The sequence below is a fragment of the Salegentibacter sp. UBA1130 genome, from assembly GCF_002311535.1.
Classification (GTDB): Bacteria; Bacteroidota; Bacteroidia; order Flavobacteriales; family Flavobacteriaceae; genus Salegentibacter; species Salegentibacter agarivorans.
Genome location: NZ_DCAP01000022.1, coordinates 1 through 14,863 on the forward strand (window position 1 = coordinate 1; position 14,863 = coordinate 14,863).

The 14,863-nt window shown below is 36.3% G+C and carries 14 protein-coding genes and 1 tRNA gene; 11 read left to right on the plus strand and 4 right to left on the minus strand.

Going from position 1 to position 14,863, the window contains the following annotated elements:
- Positions 1-287: 287 nt before the first annotated feature.
- Positions 288-779 (minus strand): hypothetical protein, encoded by a 492-nt coding sequence (locus B4F31_RS08395; RefSeq protein WP_286761071.1) that lies wholly within the window; start codon positions 777-779, stop codon positions 288-290.
- Between the two features lie 68 nt (positions 780-847).
- Positions 848-1,495 carry an outer membrane beta-barrel protein gene (locus B4F31_RS08400; RefSeq protein WP_286761072.1) on the minus strand — a complete coding sequence of 216 codons (648 nt, stop codon included), beginning with the start codon at positions 1,493-1,495 and terminating at the stop codon, positions 848-850.
- Positions 1,496-2,225: 730 nt separating this feature from the next.
- Here B4F31_RS08400 and B4F31_RS08405 point away from each other — a divergent pair.
- Positions 2,226-2,411: a hypothetical protein gene (locus tag B4F31_RS08405; protein WP_286761073.1), complete on the plus strand. Its 186-nt coding sequence runs from the start codon at positions 2,226-2,228 to the stop codon at positions 2,409-2,411.
- Between the two features lie 704 nt (positions 2,412-3,115).
- On the opposite strand, the gene B4F31_RS08410 is transcribed toward B4F31_RS08405, so the two are convergent.
- The gene (locus B4F31_RS08410) at positions 3,116-4,324 is read right to left on the minus strand and encodes a site-specific integrase (RefSeq protein ID WP_286761074.1); all 1,209 of its coding nucleotides are present in this window, start codon (positions 4,322-4,324) and stop codon (positions 3,116-3,118) included.
- Between the two features lie 221 nt (positions 4,325-4,545).
- Positions 4,546-4,620 (minus strand) — tRNA-Pro (locus B4F31_RS08415).
- A gap of 216 nt (positions 4,621-4,836) precedes the next feature.
- Here B4F31_RS08415 and B4F31_RS08420 point away from each other — a divergent pair.
- The 10 genes from B4F31_RS08420 (at position 4,837) to dapB (ending at position 14,857) form a co-directional block, all read left to right on the plus strand.
- On the plus strand, positions 4,837-6,036 hold the full coding sequence (locus B4F31_RS08420) for a PQQ-dependent sugar dehydrogenase (RefSeq protein ID WP_093302488.1): 1,200 nt from the start codon (positions 4,837-4,839) through the stop codon (positions 6,034-6,036).
- Between the two features lie 92 nt (positions 6,037-6,128).
- Positions 6,129-6,737 carry a uridine kinase gene (gene udk / locus B4F31_RS08425; protein WP_093302436.1) on the plus strand — a complete coding sequence of 203 codons (609 nt, stop codon included), beginning with the start codon at positions 6,129-6,131 and terminating at the stop codon, positions 6,735-6,737.
- Positions 6,738-6,826: 89 nt separating this feature from the next.
- Positions 6,827-7,144: an FtsB family cell division protein gene (locus tag B4F31_RS08430; RefSeq protein ID WP_075326634.1), complete on the plus strand. Its 318-nt coding sequence runs from the start codon at positions 6,827-6,829 to the stop codon at positions 7,142-7,144.
- Between the two features lie 20 nt (positions 7,145-7,164).
- Positions 7,165-8,547, plus strand: coding sequence for a methylmalonyl-CoA mutase subunit beta (locus tag B4F31_RS08435; RefSeq protein WP_286761075.1), 1,383 nt, complete (start codon positions 7,165-7,167; stop codon positions 8,545-8,547).
- A gap of 15 nt (positions 8,548-8,562) precedes the next feature.
- Entirely contained in the window at positions 8,563-10,701 is a 2,139-nt protein-coding gene (gene scpA / locus B4F31_RS08440) for a methylmalonyl-CoA mutase (RefSeq protein WP_286761076.1), read from the plus strand.
- 97 nt (positions 10,702-10,798) lie between these two features.
- Positions 10,799-11,680 carry an SDR family oxidoreductase gene (locus B4F31_RS08445; protein WP_075326631.1) on the plus strand — a complete coding sequence of 294 codons (882 nt, stop codon included), beginning with the start codon at positions 10,799-10,801 and terminating at the stop codon, positions 11,678-11,680.
- Between the two features lie 164 nt (positions 11,681-11,844).
- A complete protein-coding gene (locus tag B4F31_RS08450) occupies positions 11,845-12,609 on the plus strand; it encodes a ParA family protein (protein WP_075326630.1) in 765 nt (254 codons plus the stop codon).
- 3 nt (positions 12,610-12,612) lie between these two features.
- On the plus strand, positions 12,613-13,518 hold the full coding sequence (locus B4F31_RS08455; protein WP_093302428.1) for a ParB/RepB/Spo0J family partition protein: 906 nt from the start codon (positions 12,613-12,615) through the stop codon (positions 13,516-13,518).
- The gene (locus B4F31_RS08460; protein WP_286761077.1) at positions 13,508-14,095 is read left to right on the plus strand and encodes a DUF5683 domain-containing protein; all 588 of its coding nucleotides are present in this window, start codon (positions 13,508-13,510) and stop codon (positions 14,093-14,095) included. The genes B4F31_RS08455 and B4F31_RS08460 overlap by 11 nt, the downstream gene beginning before the upstream one ends.
- Before the next feature lie 48 nt (positions 14,096-14,143).
- Positions 14,144-14,857 carry a 4-hydroxy-tetrahydrodipicolinate reductase gene (dapB, locus tag B4F31_RS08465; RefSeq protein ID WP_286761078.1) on the plus strand — a complete coding sequence of 238 codons (714 nt, stop codon included), beginning with the start codon at positions 14,144-14,146 and terminating at the stop codon, positions 14,855-14,857.
- Positions 14,858-14,863: the final 6 nt, after the last annotated feature.

Consider the following 14,863-nt stretch of genomic DNA (forward strand, 5'->3'; position numbering starts at 1 on the left):
AAAAGACTTAACTGCGACTGGTCATAGGTCTTAAATACTGCTTTGGCTTTCATTCAATAAAATAATAAAAACCTCAAAATAATCCAACAAGAAAGGCTGCCTTTTCAGACAGCCTCTTTATATTAAGTCGGGGTGGCAGGGTGAATTTGCCGCTCCCTTAATACCCGTAAATGCAGTACTTTTCTTTATTTCCTTTCCTCCAGGTAACCGAATGGGTAACTTTGAGAATGATTTAAATAATTAATCAAAGATAAGGAATTTTAAAACATACAATTATTACAAGGGGTTTATATCTTTAGATCTCCAACAAATTGAAGTGAACGAACTTCGCGTAATTCCAAAGCTTGGTTTTTATAGACACCTTCAATAGGTTTAAAAAAAGTTATGTCGCAAGGAATTCTTGTTAGTTCTGCGGTAAAATTTATTTTAATAGTTTTATCAATATCATCCAAATTAATAGTGTATTGAAATGTCGATTCATTTGGATTAAATAACCTAAGTGAGTTATCTAACTCTCTTAGGTCAGCATCAGAATTAAGCAATTCATTTTCAGGAACAAATTGAAATCCAGCACCGGGAAAATCGCCTTCTACACTAATATTATTTGGGTCAATAGTTCCGTTATCGATTAGGTTTGCCCCTGTGCTATCAACTATTCTGACATATAAAGAAGGAAATATTGGATCATAAAGTGAACAGTCAATTTCTTCTTCATCATCATTTTTCGAACAGCCCATAAAAATTGTAACTGTAATTATTACGAGAATTATTTTTTTCATATCACTTTGAAATAAAAAGTTTGTCAATTTGAAAGAAGGTATAGATGAAAATTCAGTTCGCATTAAACTTAATTAAAGAGATAATTTATTCTAAAAGAGAAACTATTTGTTCTTAGATTAAATTCATCAGTTTTATATAAATCACTGATTGCAGCTTGATAATTATAGCCCATTCCTGCTTCCAAATTTTCAATAAATTCATAATAGATTGAAGCACCAATAAATACTTCTAAAAAATATCCTTTACTTATTGTATCTAAGTCATTTTCTATTTCAAAATTGTTATTTAATCCACCTTCAACAATTGGTTTTAATTTTCCTTTTGAAAAATTATAATTGATTGATATGGGAATAGTTAAAAATCTTTGTTTTAACGTTTGTGACACGGATATTGGAAAAGAATAAAATTTATCGCAAGTTGCACAATTGTAAGTTCCCATTAGATCTTTATTCGCATATAAAATTCCAGAGGACAGCCCTAAACTTTGTTGAATAAAGTAATCAGCGGTAATTCCAAAACTGTAGTTATTTTTATCAAATTCAACTGCATATCCATTGATATTTCCGTCAGTTACAATATAATCGGTTCTGTCACCGTCACGTGAAAATGATAAATTATCTGTAGAAAATTCAAGACCGAAACTCCATTGGGTATTATTTTGAGAATAAACGCTAATTTGAAGTAGTAAAAATGCTATGAGTAGTATTTTTTTCATAAAACTATTGATTAACGGGAGCATGAGTATTTATTGTAGCATTGAGGCTTATAATTAATGACTCTATTTAATAGATGCATTTTTTCTCGATTGGTTGCGTCAAATTGTTAACAAACATACTGTTAAATTAATTAGTTGATTCTTATACTGTATTCTAACTCCTAAAATTTCAGTAAGAATACAACCTAATTTTTTTTTGTTTAGTTCATATTAAAATAAGGGGGAGTAAGCAAGAGGATGACACGCAGAGCGATGTCATTTGACTCCCCTAATATTTAAAATTCTGATTATAAGCATATTAAATAATGAAAAACTCGAAATATATCCACCTCAGTGGATATACCCCACTGGAAGAAGCTGTAAAATCACGAGGGCTATAGCCAGTTAGTATTAAAATAGTACCCATTTTGATAAAATCAAATGCCACTCACCACTTTTACTTCCACTTCGCAAAAGCTTCATTTCAGCAAAAGAGGTTCATTACTAATTGTCTTGGACACGAGTCAAAAAGCTTAGAATATTAAAAAACTGAAAAAATAATGTCGAAAAGCTTTTTGACTCAAGTCCGCCTGGGCGGTAACTAAAATTCACCGATCAGGATTTCAGAGTTTTTTTATACCTTCTTGCTTCACCTTACCTTTTGCTGCTAAAAAACAAGCTTTAAAATTAACCGGAGTGCATAACCGCTATGCTTTTATAACTCCTTTATAATTTAAAAGCTTGAAGATGAATGGCAACAAAAGGTAATGCGACGGTTCTGGAAGAAGTAAATAAAGAAAGCGGAATAAACCAGTTCATCCTGATCTACAAGATTTCTTCTTTTCGCCGGCAAAAGGAAAATGCTCAAGATGAAAAAAGTAAATCTTATTATCTCAGTGATGGCGAACTTAGGCAGTTAAAATTTTTCTTTGAGTAAAACATCGTAATTATTAAACTGAATTAGTAGCTCGATTTCCAAATGCATTAAAGAAAAGGAAAGCAAGATGTGTCATTGTAATGACAATCTTGCTTTGCGCCCGATGGTTGCAAAGGTTTTAAAATAAAAAACTTACCTCAAATAGCCTGAAAGCCCCAATAAAACCGTTGAAATTTGCAGTGAAACTAATTTGAATTAGACAGTATTTTTATACCGGAGTAGTGAAATGAACGCGAGATTACCAGTAAATGGACTGGAACACCCTGAAAATAGGTTAAAATTTACTGGTATTACAAAAACAAAATAGGTTTTGCGCCCTATGCTGTTTTTACTTTTCACTTAACTTCCCGTACGCTATAAAAACAGCATAGGATCCAGCGCTGTAAGTTATGGTAGATTTGGGACCATATTTTTTCTTTTTTAACTAGCTTATTTTATATCAAAACCTGCAAAATCTATACAAAATTCAGCATCGTTTTATTTTTGATGACAAAGTGATGCGGAAATGATGCGGCTGAAAATCCCCAGTATTACTGGTCTTATTTATCTCTGGCATCGATTCATCAAAAAAAGAAGAAATTATCGGAGGCTTTTCTCCTTTGTTGTATTCAGAATTTGTTGCTTTGATGCAAATCTTCCCGAAAGCCTTAATAACATTGAGCTTAGGACCCGCATCACTTCTGCATCGTTTCATCGTTTTTTATTTAAGAGAGTTTAGATTGCAATTGATCCATATCATCTCCTAATTTTTGATCGACTACTCTGGCATAGATTTGCGTAGTTGATAATTTAGTGTGCCCCAGGAGCTTTGAAACGGTTTCTATGGGCACCCCATTGGATAGTGTCACCGTTGTAGCAAAAGTATGCCTTGCAACGTGAAAACTAAGCTTTTTAGGAATTTTACACTGGTCTGCAATTTCCTTCAAGTAAGTATTTGTTTTTTGGTTGCTATACACCGGTAATAGAAATTCTGAAGTTGGGTTTTCATATTTATACAAAATACTGCGGGCTTTTTCTAGAAGCGGGACCTTTATAGGTTCATTGCTTTTCTCCCGCCTGCTATAAATCCAATCTTTCCCATTTACACCTTTTATTAAATTATCCCGGGTAAGGTTTTTTAACTCTCCATAACACATACCAGTATAGCAGGAAAAAACAAAAATATCCTTGGTGGTCTCCAGTGTTACTCTTCTGAATCGGGTCTCCTCAATATAATCTAGTTCTCTTTGGCTCAAATAAGCACGATCAAATTTCTCAAACTTCATTTTATAGTCCCGGAATGGATCCTTATCCAGCCAACCAAGTTTAATGGCTAAATTGGTGAGCTTCTTAAATCGCTCCATATGTTTCATTATTCCGTTATTACTCAATTGCTTTTTGCCATTTTTCCCATTTTTTCTTCTTAGAAACTTGTCGAAACTGGTAACGAATTGATAATCTATATTTTTAAGATAGATATCTTTGATTCTATGCTCGCAGGAAAGGTAATCACTCAAATACTTTTCTGTAGCCCCGTAATTTTTTAGCGTTCCTGGTTTAAGTACATCAACCATAGTGGTTTTATGATATTCAAGAATTTCCTGGAGGGATTTAAAATTCGCATCAGCCCCAAGAAAACGGGCTTTGACAGCCTTGGCTGTTATAATTCTATCTTCTTTTAGCAGGTCTTCATAACACTGCAATAATTTTGAATACTTGGCGTCCAGATAATTATTTAAAACTGTAGCTTCAAGGTTTCTTCCTTTTAACCTGTGGGCGCGATCATCCCAGGATTCCGGGTCACATTGTCGTCTTAAACTAATTTCTGCCCGACGGCCATTGACAGTTACCCTTGCATAAATAGGTGCAAGAGTATCTTTTTTCTTGGCCAAATTCAGCCAAAAGAGAATGCGAAAAGTGGGTTTTGTTTTCATTGCCTTTCATTTAGGTAACCGATTTAACATAATTGTCGAAGTCAAATCACGCTAAAGCCCTAAGGCAACTGAAAGGTAAGAAAAAATAGGTGACCGATTAGGTAACCGAATAGGTCACATTTTATTTGATATCAAACAAAAAAAAATGATTCCCAGTTTTGCTAAAAGCACTGAAAATCATTTATTTAGGTGGTTTTTGAGCTATTTTGATACTCAAAAAGTCGGGGTGGCAGGATTCGAACCTGCGGCCTCCTGCTCCCAAAGCAGGCGCGATAACCGGGCTACGCTACACCCCGAGTAATTTTTTAATCGCGCTCGGCACGATAACTTAAGTTTATAATAGTAAAAACTATTGTTAAACTTCAAAATTTCAACTTGAGTGAATTAATATCCCCCAAAGCGGGTGCAAATATAAGAAAACTTATCAGTCTACAAGAAAAACTTTAGATTTTTTATATCTTAGTTGAATCTTGCTGGCAATGCAGGATAAGCTAATCACAAAAAAAATTATTATGAAGCGAATTTTATTATTATTGGGGTTGATTTTTACCTTTTCCGCCTGCGGAGATAATCAAAAATCTGATAAAAAAGCCGAGGTGGAAGAACCAACAGAAACAAATGCTCAGGATTCTGATAACCCGGTACCAAAAGAAATGCCGGAAGCTGTTTCTCCCGAAAATGAATATAAACACGAGGTTGTTGCAGAGAATATGACAATTCCATGGGGATTTGATTTTCTTCCCGATGGTAGCATCCTTGCAACCGAAAAAGGTGGCGATATTTATCATTTTAAAAATGGTAAACGTGTAGCTATTACCGGAGGTCCCGAAATTTACAATCAGGGGCAGGGTGGATTACTGGATATCGCCCTTCATCCCGATTTTGAGAACAATAATTGGGTTTATATCACCTATTCATCAGATGAAGGTGAAAGCGAAGGGGGAAATACTGCCTTAATGCGAGCCAAACTGGAAAACAATCAACTAACCAGTCGCGAAGATTTATACAAAGCCACTCCTAACTCTACCAGAGGACAACATTTTGGATCACGAATTGTTTTTGATGGAGAAGGTCATTTATTTTTTACTATTGGAGATAGAGGAAATAGAGATGTGAATCCGCAGGATATTACAAGAGATGGTGGGAAAGTATACCGACTTAACTTAGACGGAAGCGTACCTTCAGACAATCCTTTTGTAGGTGAAGAAAACGCTATAGAAGCTATTTATTCTTACGGACACAGAAATCCGCAGGGGATGATTTTCAACGAAGAAACCGGAGAAGTTTGGGTTAATGAACACGGCCCAAAAGGTGGTGATGAAATTAATGTTGTAAAAGCTGGAAAAAATTACGGTTGGCCGGTAGTAACTTATGGTGAAAATTATGATGGCACTACTATTACTGAAGATAGAACGGGACCTGAATTTCAGAACCCACTTACCTACTGGTTACCATCAATCGCACCAAGCGGATTTGAAAAAGTAACTTCAGATAAATATCCAGAGCTTAAAGGAAACTTTTTAGTGGGTGCCCTTAAATTTCAATATTTAGAACATTTAGCCATAGAAAATGGAGAAGTAACTACACGTGAGAAATTATTGGAAGGTCTTGGAAGATTAAGAGATGTTCAACAAGGCCCTGACGGATTTATCTACGCTGCTGTTGAAGGAACGGGTATAGTAAAATTGCTACCCCTGGAGGAAGCTGAATAATTTATAATCCTAAGATCGAAGCTTAGGAATTAAAACATCATATTTATTTCTAATTTGGGGCAAATGTTTAAATTTGCCCCAAATTTTTTTAGATGCTCATTATAGGAATTACAGGTGGAACCGGTAGTGGAAAAACTACGGTAGTAAGGCAAATTATAGACGAATTAAAAAATGAAGAGGTAGATGTAATTTCCCAGGATTCCTACTATAAAGACCTAAGTCATTTAGCTAAAGAAGAGCGGGTTAAATCCAATTTTGACCATCCAAAATCTATAGATTTTGATCTTTTAGTTGAACATTTAAAAGAGCTTAAAGCAGGCAATACCATTCAGCAGCCTGTATATTCATTTACAGAACATAACCGCACCAAACAAACCCTGGAAACCCAACCCAGGAAAGTGGTGATTGTAGAAGGCATTCTAATCTTCGCCCATCCTGATATTAGGGAGATGTTTGATATTAAAATCTACGTTCACGCCGATAGTGACGAACGTCTAATTCGCCGACTTAAGAGAGATATTTCTGAACGTGGGCGCGATTTAGATGAAGTTTTATGGCGATATCAAACTACGCTGAAACCAATGCACCAGCAGTTTATAGAACCTACCAAAGAATTTGCCGATATCATTATTCCTACCAACCGTTATAACACCGTTGCTGTTGATATTGTGCAAACCATAATCAAAGACCGCTTGACCTAATTTTGTATCTTTAATCCAAATAGCCGAGAAAAATTTAAGTTTTACGGTTTAACCAAAACAATCTTAATTAGTTACTGAAGTTAGAAGGTGTGAAATTAAAGGAATTAAGAAACAAAAAATGGTTTAAAATTATTAGCAACAAATATGTGCTGCTAATAATTATTTTTGGAGGCTGGATGCTATTTTTAGATAGTAATTCCTGGTTAGTCCATAATGAACTCAACCAGGAAGTAGAGGAGCTTGAAGAAAATAGGCAGTATTACAAAAATGAAATCTCCAAAGATAAAGCAACCATACAACAGCTTCAGGATTCGGTAGAGATGGAAAAATTTGCGCGCCAGCAATATTATATGAAACGTCCCAATGAAGAAATATTCATCATTGAATACGATACAATTCAGGATTAATTTTTCAGAAAAACCACACAATGAAAGAATCATTATTTCAGGAATTTGAAGAAGTTTCTGCAAAAGAATGGAAACAAAAAATACAATTTGATCTAAAAGGAGCCGATTATAACGAGAAACTCGTTTATAAGTCCCTGGACGGAATTAATATAAAACCTTTTTATAGTGGTGAAGATGTTGAAGAAAGTATAAAAACACCTTCTCCAAAAAACTGGAACATTTGCGAAAGATTATACGTAGTTTCTGTTGAAAAAAGTAATAAGCGTGCAAATGAAATTCTTAACAAAGGAACCGAAAGCCTTTGGTTTATCATTCCAAATGAAGAAATTTCTATTGAAAATTTACTGGAGGGAATAGTACTGGATAAAACCATAATTTACTTTAGTTTCAGCTTTTTTTCTGAAAATTATTTCAAACGTTTTCGGGAGTATTTTAAAGGAAAACAGCATCAGGTTTTTCTTCAATTTGATATTGTAGGAAACCTTGCCCGTTCCGGAAACTGGTTCCATAATCTTCAAAAAGACCACGAAATCCTGAACAGTATTTTCACTAATTCCAAAGATTTTAAATCGGTAATCAGTATAGATACCGCTTTATATCAAAATGCCGGTGCAAATATTCCACAGCAATTGGCTTATGCCCTGGCGCACGTTAACGAATATCTTAACCATTTTCAGGAAAGCCCGAATTTCGAGAAATTACAACCACAATTTCTAATTGCTTCCGGACCAAATTATTTCTTCGAAATAGCAAAAATTAAAGCTCTAAGATGGCTATACGCTACTTTAGCTTCAGAATACAACATCCCGGAAACCTGCCATATCCTGGCGCAACCCACCAAAAGAAATAAAACACTTTACGATTTCAACGTAAATCTTCTTCGAACAACCACTGAAAGTATGAGCGCTGTTTTAGGCGGTGCCGATACGGTTTATAATATGCCTTATGATGCTATCTATCATAAAAACAATGAGTTTGGAGACAGGATTGCCCGTAATCAATTGCTAGTGATGAAACACGAGGCATACCTTGACAAGGTTGCCAATGCTGCCGAAGGTGCTTATTATATTGAAAGCCTTACCAAACAATTTGCGGAAATGGCCCTAGATATTTTTAAAGAAATAGAGAAAGGTGGTGGCTTTTTAAAGCAATTAAAAGAAGGAGCTATTCAGCGAAAAATAAAGGAAAGCGCTAAAAAGGAACAGGAACAATTTGATAGTGGAGAATTGGTATTAATAGGTACTAATAAATTCGAAAATCCGCAGGACAAAATGAAAGATGAACTGGAATTGTATCCATTTTTAAAGCAAAATCCGCGTAAAACTCTAATAGAACCTATCCTGGAAAGACGTATAAGTGAACAAATTGAGCAGGAAAGAATAAAGCAGGAAAAGGTCGAATAATTAAAAAAAAGAGCAATGCAAAGAAAAGATCTTCAACATATAGAATTAAAAGAACCAGCAATTGGCAAGCGGCAAAAAGAGGGTGAAAACAACACCTATAAAACCCCGGAAGAAATCAACTTGCAGCCTTCTTATTCAAAAGAAGATATCAAAGATCTAAAACACTTAAATTTTGCGGCTGGAATTCCTCCCTATTTACGGGGTCCTTATAGTACAATGTATGTTAGTCGGCCGTGGACGATTCGCCAGTATGCTGGATTTTCTACTGCTGAAGAAAGCAATGCTTTTTACCGAAGAAATCTTGCTGCCGGGCAAAAAGGGCTTTCGGTTGCTTTTGATCTTCCCACCCATCGCGGTTACGACAGCGATCATGAACGTGTGGTTGGCGATGTGGGAAAAGCCGGTGTTGCGATAGATTCGGTCGAAGATATGAAGATCCTTTTTGACCAGATTCCGCTCGATAAAATGTCGGTTTCTATGACGATGAACGGTGCGGTTTTACCGGTTTTGGCATTCTATATCGTTGCTGCCGAAGAACAGGGCGTTAAACCGGAACAACTTTCAGGAACTATTCAAAACGATATTTTAAAGGAGTTTATGGTACGTAATACCTACATCTATCCACCTACTCCTTCAATGAAGATTATTTCAGATATTTTTGAATATTCCTCTCAAAATATGCCCAAATTCAATAGCATAAGTATTTCGGGCTATCATATGCAGGAAGCCGGTGCTACCTGCGATATTGAACTGGCTTACACCTTAGCCGACGGATTGGAATATATTAGAAAAGGCCTTGAAGCCGGGATGGATATAGATAGTTTTGCTCCCCGACTTTCATTTTTCTGGGGAATTGGGATGAATCATTTTATGGAAATCGCCAAAATGCGAGCCGCCAGAATGCTTTGGGCAAAACTCGTAAAGCAATTCAACCCAAAAAATGCGAAATCACTTTCGCTTAGAACACATTCGCAAACTAGCGGTTGGAGTTTAACCGAGCAGGATCCATTTAATAACGTAGCTCGAACCTGTATAGAAGCGGCAGCGGCAGCCTTTGGTGGAACGCAAAGTTTACACACAAATGCTTTGGACGAAGCCATTGCACTACCTACAGATTTTTCAGCAAGAATAGCGAGAAACACGCAGTTGCACCTTCAACAGGAAACAATGATCACCAAAACGGTAGATCCCTGGGCCGGCAGTTTTTATGTTGAAAAACTTACCGACGAAATTGCTGAAAAAGCCTGGAAACTTATAGAAGAAGTTGAAGAATTAGGCGGAATGACCAAAGCCATTGAAGAAGGAATTCCGAAGATGCGAATTGAAGAAGCCGCAGCTAAAAAACAGGCCAGGATAGATAGTGAAACCGATATTATTGTAGGCACTAACAAATACCGACTCGAAAAAGAAGATGAGCTGGTTACTTTAGAAGTAGATAACCAGACAGTAAGAAAACAACAGGTAGAACGCCTAGAGAAAATAAAAGCCGAAAGAAATACCGGAAAAGTTGAAAAAGCGCTAAAAGCTCTTACCGAATGCGCCGAAAAGGAAAACGGGAATTTGCTTAGTTTAGCTGTTGAGGCGGCAAGACATCGCGCAACATTAGGTGAAATTAGCGATGCGCTGGAAGAAGTTTACGGCAGGCATAAAGCTAAAGTACAAACCTTTAGCGGTGTATATTCTAAAGAAATGAAAGAGAACACTTCGTTTAAAAAAGCCAGGGAACTGGCCGATATATTTGCCGAACAGGACGGAAGAAGACCCCGAATTATGATCGCAAAAATGGGTCAGGATGGTCACGATCGTGGTGCAAAGGTGGTAGCCACCGGTTATGCCGATCTTGGTTTTGATGTAGATATTGGTCCGCTTTTCCAAACCCCAAAAGAAGCTGCAAAACAAGCTGTAGAGAACGATGTACATATTTTAGGAGTTTCCTCTTTAGCAGCAGGCCATAAAACTTTGGTTCCGCAGGTCCTTGAAGAATTAGAAAAACTTGGACGTGAAGATATAATGGTAATTGTAGGCGGGGTAATACCGTCGCAGGATTATCAATATTTATTTGATGCCGGTGCTGTGGCGGTTTTTGGACCGGGAACTAAAATAAGCGATGCCGCTATTCAGCTTTTAGAAATTTTGATAGAGGAAGAAGTTTAAACTCATAAAAATAACCTTGAAGGTTTTATAACTTATTAAAAGACTTAAAATATTAAATCTCACTTAGTGAGTAAACTAACCAACTAAAAAATATATTATGGATTTTACTAAAAAAATGCTTCGTGACGATGCTTTAAAAGGCAAAACCATTATCGTAACCGGCGGAGGAAGTGGCCTTGGGAAAGCAATGACCAAATACTTTATGGAGCTTGGCGCTAATGTAGCCATTACTTCCAGAAACCTGGAAAAACTTCAAAACACCGCCAAAGAGCTGGAAGATGAAACCGGAGGTAAATGTTTTGCGGTTCAATGCGATGTAAGGCATTACGATCAGGTAGAAAACATGCGTGATGAAGTTCTAAAAGAATTTGGAAGCATAGATGTTTTATTAAACAATGCTGCAGGAAACTTTATTTCTCCAACTGAAAGATTAAGCGCTAACGCTTTTGATACAATCATTGATATTGTACTTAAAGGAAGTAAAAACTGCACCATGGCGCTTGGAAAACATTGGATAGATACAAAACAAAAAGATAAAACTGTACTTAATATTGTGACCACCTATGCGTGGACAGGCTCTGCTTATGTAGTACCAAGTGCTACTGCGAAAGCAGGAGTTTTGGCTATGACGCGCTCTTTAGCGGTAGAATGGGCAAAATACGGAATTAGGTTCAACGCAATTGCACCCGGCCCTTTCCCTACTAAAGGTGCCTGGGACAGATTATTACCAGGAGATTTAAAAGACAAATTTGATCTTGCTAAAAAAGTACCACTAAAAAGAGTTGGTGAACACCAGGAATTGGCAAACCTTGCCGCCTATTTAGTTTCAGACTTTTCAGCTTATGTAAACGGCGAAGTAATTACCATAGATGGTGGAGAATGGCTTAAAGGTGCAGGCCAGTTTAACCTCTTAGAAGCTATTCCGGAGGAAATGTGGGATCAATTAGAAGCGATGATTAAATCTAAGAAAGGCAGCTAGAACTGTCTAAAATAGAAGTTATTTCAATTCAAATTTTTCAGAATCAAACCGATTGTTACCTATTTACGGCAACAATCGGTTTTTTATGTATAAGCTGTTAACAAAATCATTTTATAAACCTGTAATAAATTGTATTTTTACCCTTCAAAAATCACAGAGACTTAATGGGTAAAATCATTGCTATTGCAAACCAAAAAGGAGGAGTTGGTAAAACCACTACCTCGGTAAACCTGGCCGCTTCGCTTGGAGTACTTGAAAAGAAAGTATTGTTAATAGATGCAGACCCACAGGCCAATGCTACATCGGGCCTGGGAATTGACGTTGAAGAGGTTGAATTAGGCACTTACCAGCTTTTTGAAGACTCAATAGCTCCTGAAGACTGCATTCAAAAAACAAGTTCTCCCAATTTAGATATCATACCGGCTCATATTGACCTGGTTGCTATAGAAATTGAACTGGTAGACCAGGATCAAAGGGAATCTATGCTTAAAAAAGCAATCACTCCTTTAAAAGACCGGTATGATTTTATTTTGATTGATTGTGCTCCCTCCCTGGGTTTATTAACTTTAAATGCCTTAACAGCATCAGATTCTGTGGTAATTCCAATTCAATGTGAATATTTTGCACTCGAAGGTTTAGGAAAACTGCTTAACACTATAAAAAGCGTTCAAAAAATTCATAATAATAAATTAGACATAGAAGGTTTATTGCTAACTATGTACGATTCGCGTTTAAGGCTTTCTAACCAGGTGGTAGAAGAAGTTCAGAAGCATTTTGGCGAGATGGTTTTTGATACAATCATTCAAAGAAATGTGCGTTTAAGTGAAGCCCCAAGTTATGGGGAAAGCATTATTAACTATGATGCAGGCAGCAAAGGAGCCAGCAATTATTTGAGCCTGGCACATGAAATTATAAAGAAAAACTCGTAGAAGATGGCGAAGGCGACCAAAAAACAAGCATTAGGACGTGGACTTTCAGCTTTATTGAAAGATCCGCAAAACGATATACAATCTGCAGAAGATAAAAATGCCGATAAACTGGTTGGACATATTGTTGAACTGGATTTAGAATCTATTGAAGTAAATCCTTTCCAACCAAGGACAAGTTTTAATGAAGACAATCTTAAAGAACTTGCCTCTTCAATACGAGAACTTGGAGTAATTCAACCAATTACCGTAAGAAAACTGGATTTTGATAAATACCAGCTGGTTTCGGGAGAACGCCGTTATCGTGCTTCAAAATTGGTAGGTTTAGAAACTATTCCGGCTTATATAAGGATTGCCAACGACCAGGAATCTTTAGAAATGGCTTTGGTAGAAAACATTCAGCGCCAGGATCTGGATCCTATAGAGATTTCGCTTTCCTATCAACGTTTAATAGATGAAATAAACCTTACCCAGGAACAGTTAAGTGAACGCATTGGTAAAAATCGTTCTACTATTGCTAATTACTTACGTCTTTTAAAACTGGATCCCATAATTCAAACAGGAATGCGAGATGGCTTTATGAGTATGGGTCACGGGCGCGCACTTATTAATGTTAGCGATCCGCAAAAGCAACTGGATATTTATGAGAAAATACTTCAAAAATCATTGTCAGTAAGAGAAACTGAACAATTGGTGCGTGAAGTAAACGAAGGTTCAAAAGTTTCAAAAACTTCCAAGAAAACGGCTGCAGTTCCTACTACTTATAAAAAAGGAATTAAAGAATTTTCAGAATACCTGGGAACCAAAGTAGATGTAAAAGTCACTAAAAAAGGTTCGGGAAAACTTAGTATTCCTTTTTCTTCCGAAGAAGATTTTAATAGGTTAAAAAAACTTATTCAGGGTGAAGAATAATCGGGCTTTATTATCTGTATTTTTTCTGTTGTTTGTTTTTACACTTACGGCCCAGGAAGATTCTTTAATGGTTGAAACTCCTGAAGTGCCAGATACTTCAAAAGAAAAAGATTATAAACCTTACAATGCCCTCGCACCCGCTAAAGCTGCATTTTACTCGGCTATATTACCGGGTCTGGGACAGGCATATAACGACAGGTATTGGAAAATCCCTTTGGTATATGCAGGAATTGGTACCGGAGTTTATTTTTATATAAACAATAATAAAGAATGGAACCGGTATAGAGATGCTTATAAAAATCGGCTTGCAGGTAGAAAAGATGAATTTACTGTAAATGGGGAAGAAAGAATATCTGATGATGGTCTAATAAGAGCCCAGGAATTTTATCGCAGAAATAAAGAAATCTCGATATTGGTAATCGCAGGATTTTATGTCTTGAATATTATAGATGCCAACGTAGACGCACATTTACAGCAATTTAATGTTAGTGAAGACCTAACGCTACAACCTAATATGGGGCTTGATAATTTTACCGGGAAATCCCGTTACGGTTTATCTTTAAATTATAAGTTTTAGGAAGCTTTTATTACTACCAATTAATTAGAATATCAAAATTTTATAGAGATGAAAATAGCACTTTTAGGATACGGAAAAATGGGAAAGACAATTGAAGAGATTGCTTTAAACCGTGGTCACGAAATTGTTCTTAAAATTGAAGAAGATATTGATACTTACGAGATCAATAAAATGGAAATTGATGTTGCTATAGATTTTAGTGTTCCAAAAGCAGCGTTTAAAAATATTACCACCTGTTTTGAAAATAATATCCCGGTGGTTTGTGGTACAACCGGTTGGTTAGATGATTATGAGAAAGCAGTAGATATTTGCAAAAAAGAAGACAGCGCTTTTATTTATGCTTCTAACTTTAGCGTAGGTGTAAATCTATTTTTTGAGCTGAATAAAAAACTGGCCAAAATGATGAATGGTATGGATGATTATGCCGTAGAAATTGAAGAAATTCATCATACCCAGAAACAAGATGCCCCAAGTGGTACGGCTATAAGTCTTGCGCAACAAGTAATTGCTGAAAACGATAAAAAGAACAACTGGCAACTGGATCACGCCGCTGCCGATGAAATCGCTATTAAAGCTAAAAGAATTGAAGATGTGCCGGGCACTCACACCGTTTCTTACAAATCTAAAATAGATTCTATAGAAATTATGCATACCGCAAATTCACGAGAGGGATTTGCCTTAGGAGCAGTAATTGCTGCAGAATGGCTTAAGGATAAGCAAGGAGTTTTCACTATGCAAGATGTACTTTCCAGCCAATTTTAAACAAAA

Bases quoted from the DNA above. Each gene is read 5' to 3' on its own strand.
- scpA (WP_286761076.1), top strand. From the start codon at position 8,563: ATGCAAAGAAAAGATCTTCAACATATAGAATTAAAAGAACCAGCAATT.
- B4F31_RS08445 (WP_075326631.1), top strand. From the start codon at position 10,799: ATGGATTTTACTAAAAAAATGCTTCGTGACGATGCTTTAAAAGGCAAA.
- B4F31_RS08395 (WP_286761071.1), bottom strand. From the start codon at position 779: ATGAAAAAAATAATTCTCGTAATAATTACAGTTACAATTTTTATGGGC.
- B4F31_RS08420 (WP_093302488.1), top strand. From the start codon at position 4,837: ATGAAGCGAATTTTATTATTATTGGGGTTGATTTTTACCTTTTCCGCC.
- B4F31_RS08410 (WP_286761074.1), bottom strand. From the start codon at position 4,324: ATGAAAACAAAACCCACTTTTCGCATTCTCTTTTGGCTGAATTTGGCC.
- udk (WP_093302436.1), top strand. From the start codon at position 6,129: ATGCTCATTATAGGAATTACAGGTGGAACCGGTAGTGGAAAAACTACG.
- B4F31_RS08400 (WP_286761072.1), bottom strand. From the start codon at position 1,495: ATGAAAAAAATACTACTCATAGCATTTTTACTACTTCAAATTAGCGTT.
- dapB (WP_286761078.1), top strand. From the start codon at position 14,144: ATGAAAATAGCACTTTTAGGATACGGAAAAATGGGAAAGACAATTGAA.
- B4F31_RS08405 (WP_286761073.1), top strand. From the start codon at position 2,226: ATGGCAACAAAAGGTAATGCGACGGTTCTGGAAGAAGTAAATAAAGAA.
- B4F31_RS08450 (WP_075326630.1), top strand. From the start codon at position 11,845: ATGGGTAAAATCATTGCTATTGCAAACCAAAAAGGAGGAGTTGGTAAA.
- B4F31_RS08455 (WP_093302428.1), top strand. From the start codon at position 12,613: ATGGCGAAGGCGACCAAAAAACAAGCATTAGGACGTGGACTTTCAGCT.
- B4F31_RS08435 (WP_286761075.1), top strand. From the start codon at position 7,165: ATGAAAGAATCATTATTTCAGGAATTTGAAGAAGTTTCTGCAAAAGAA.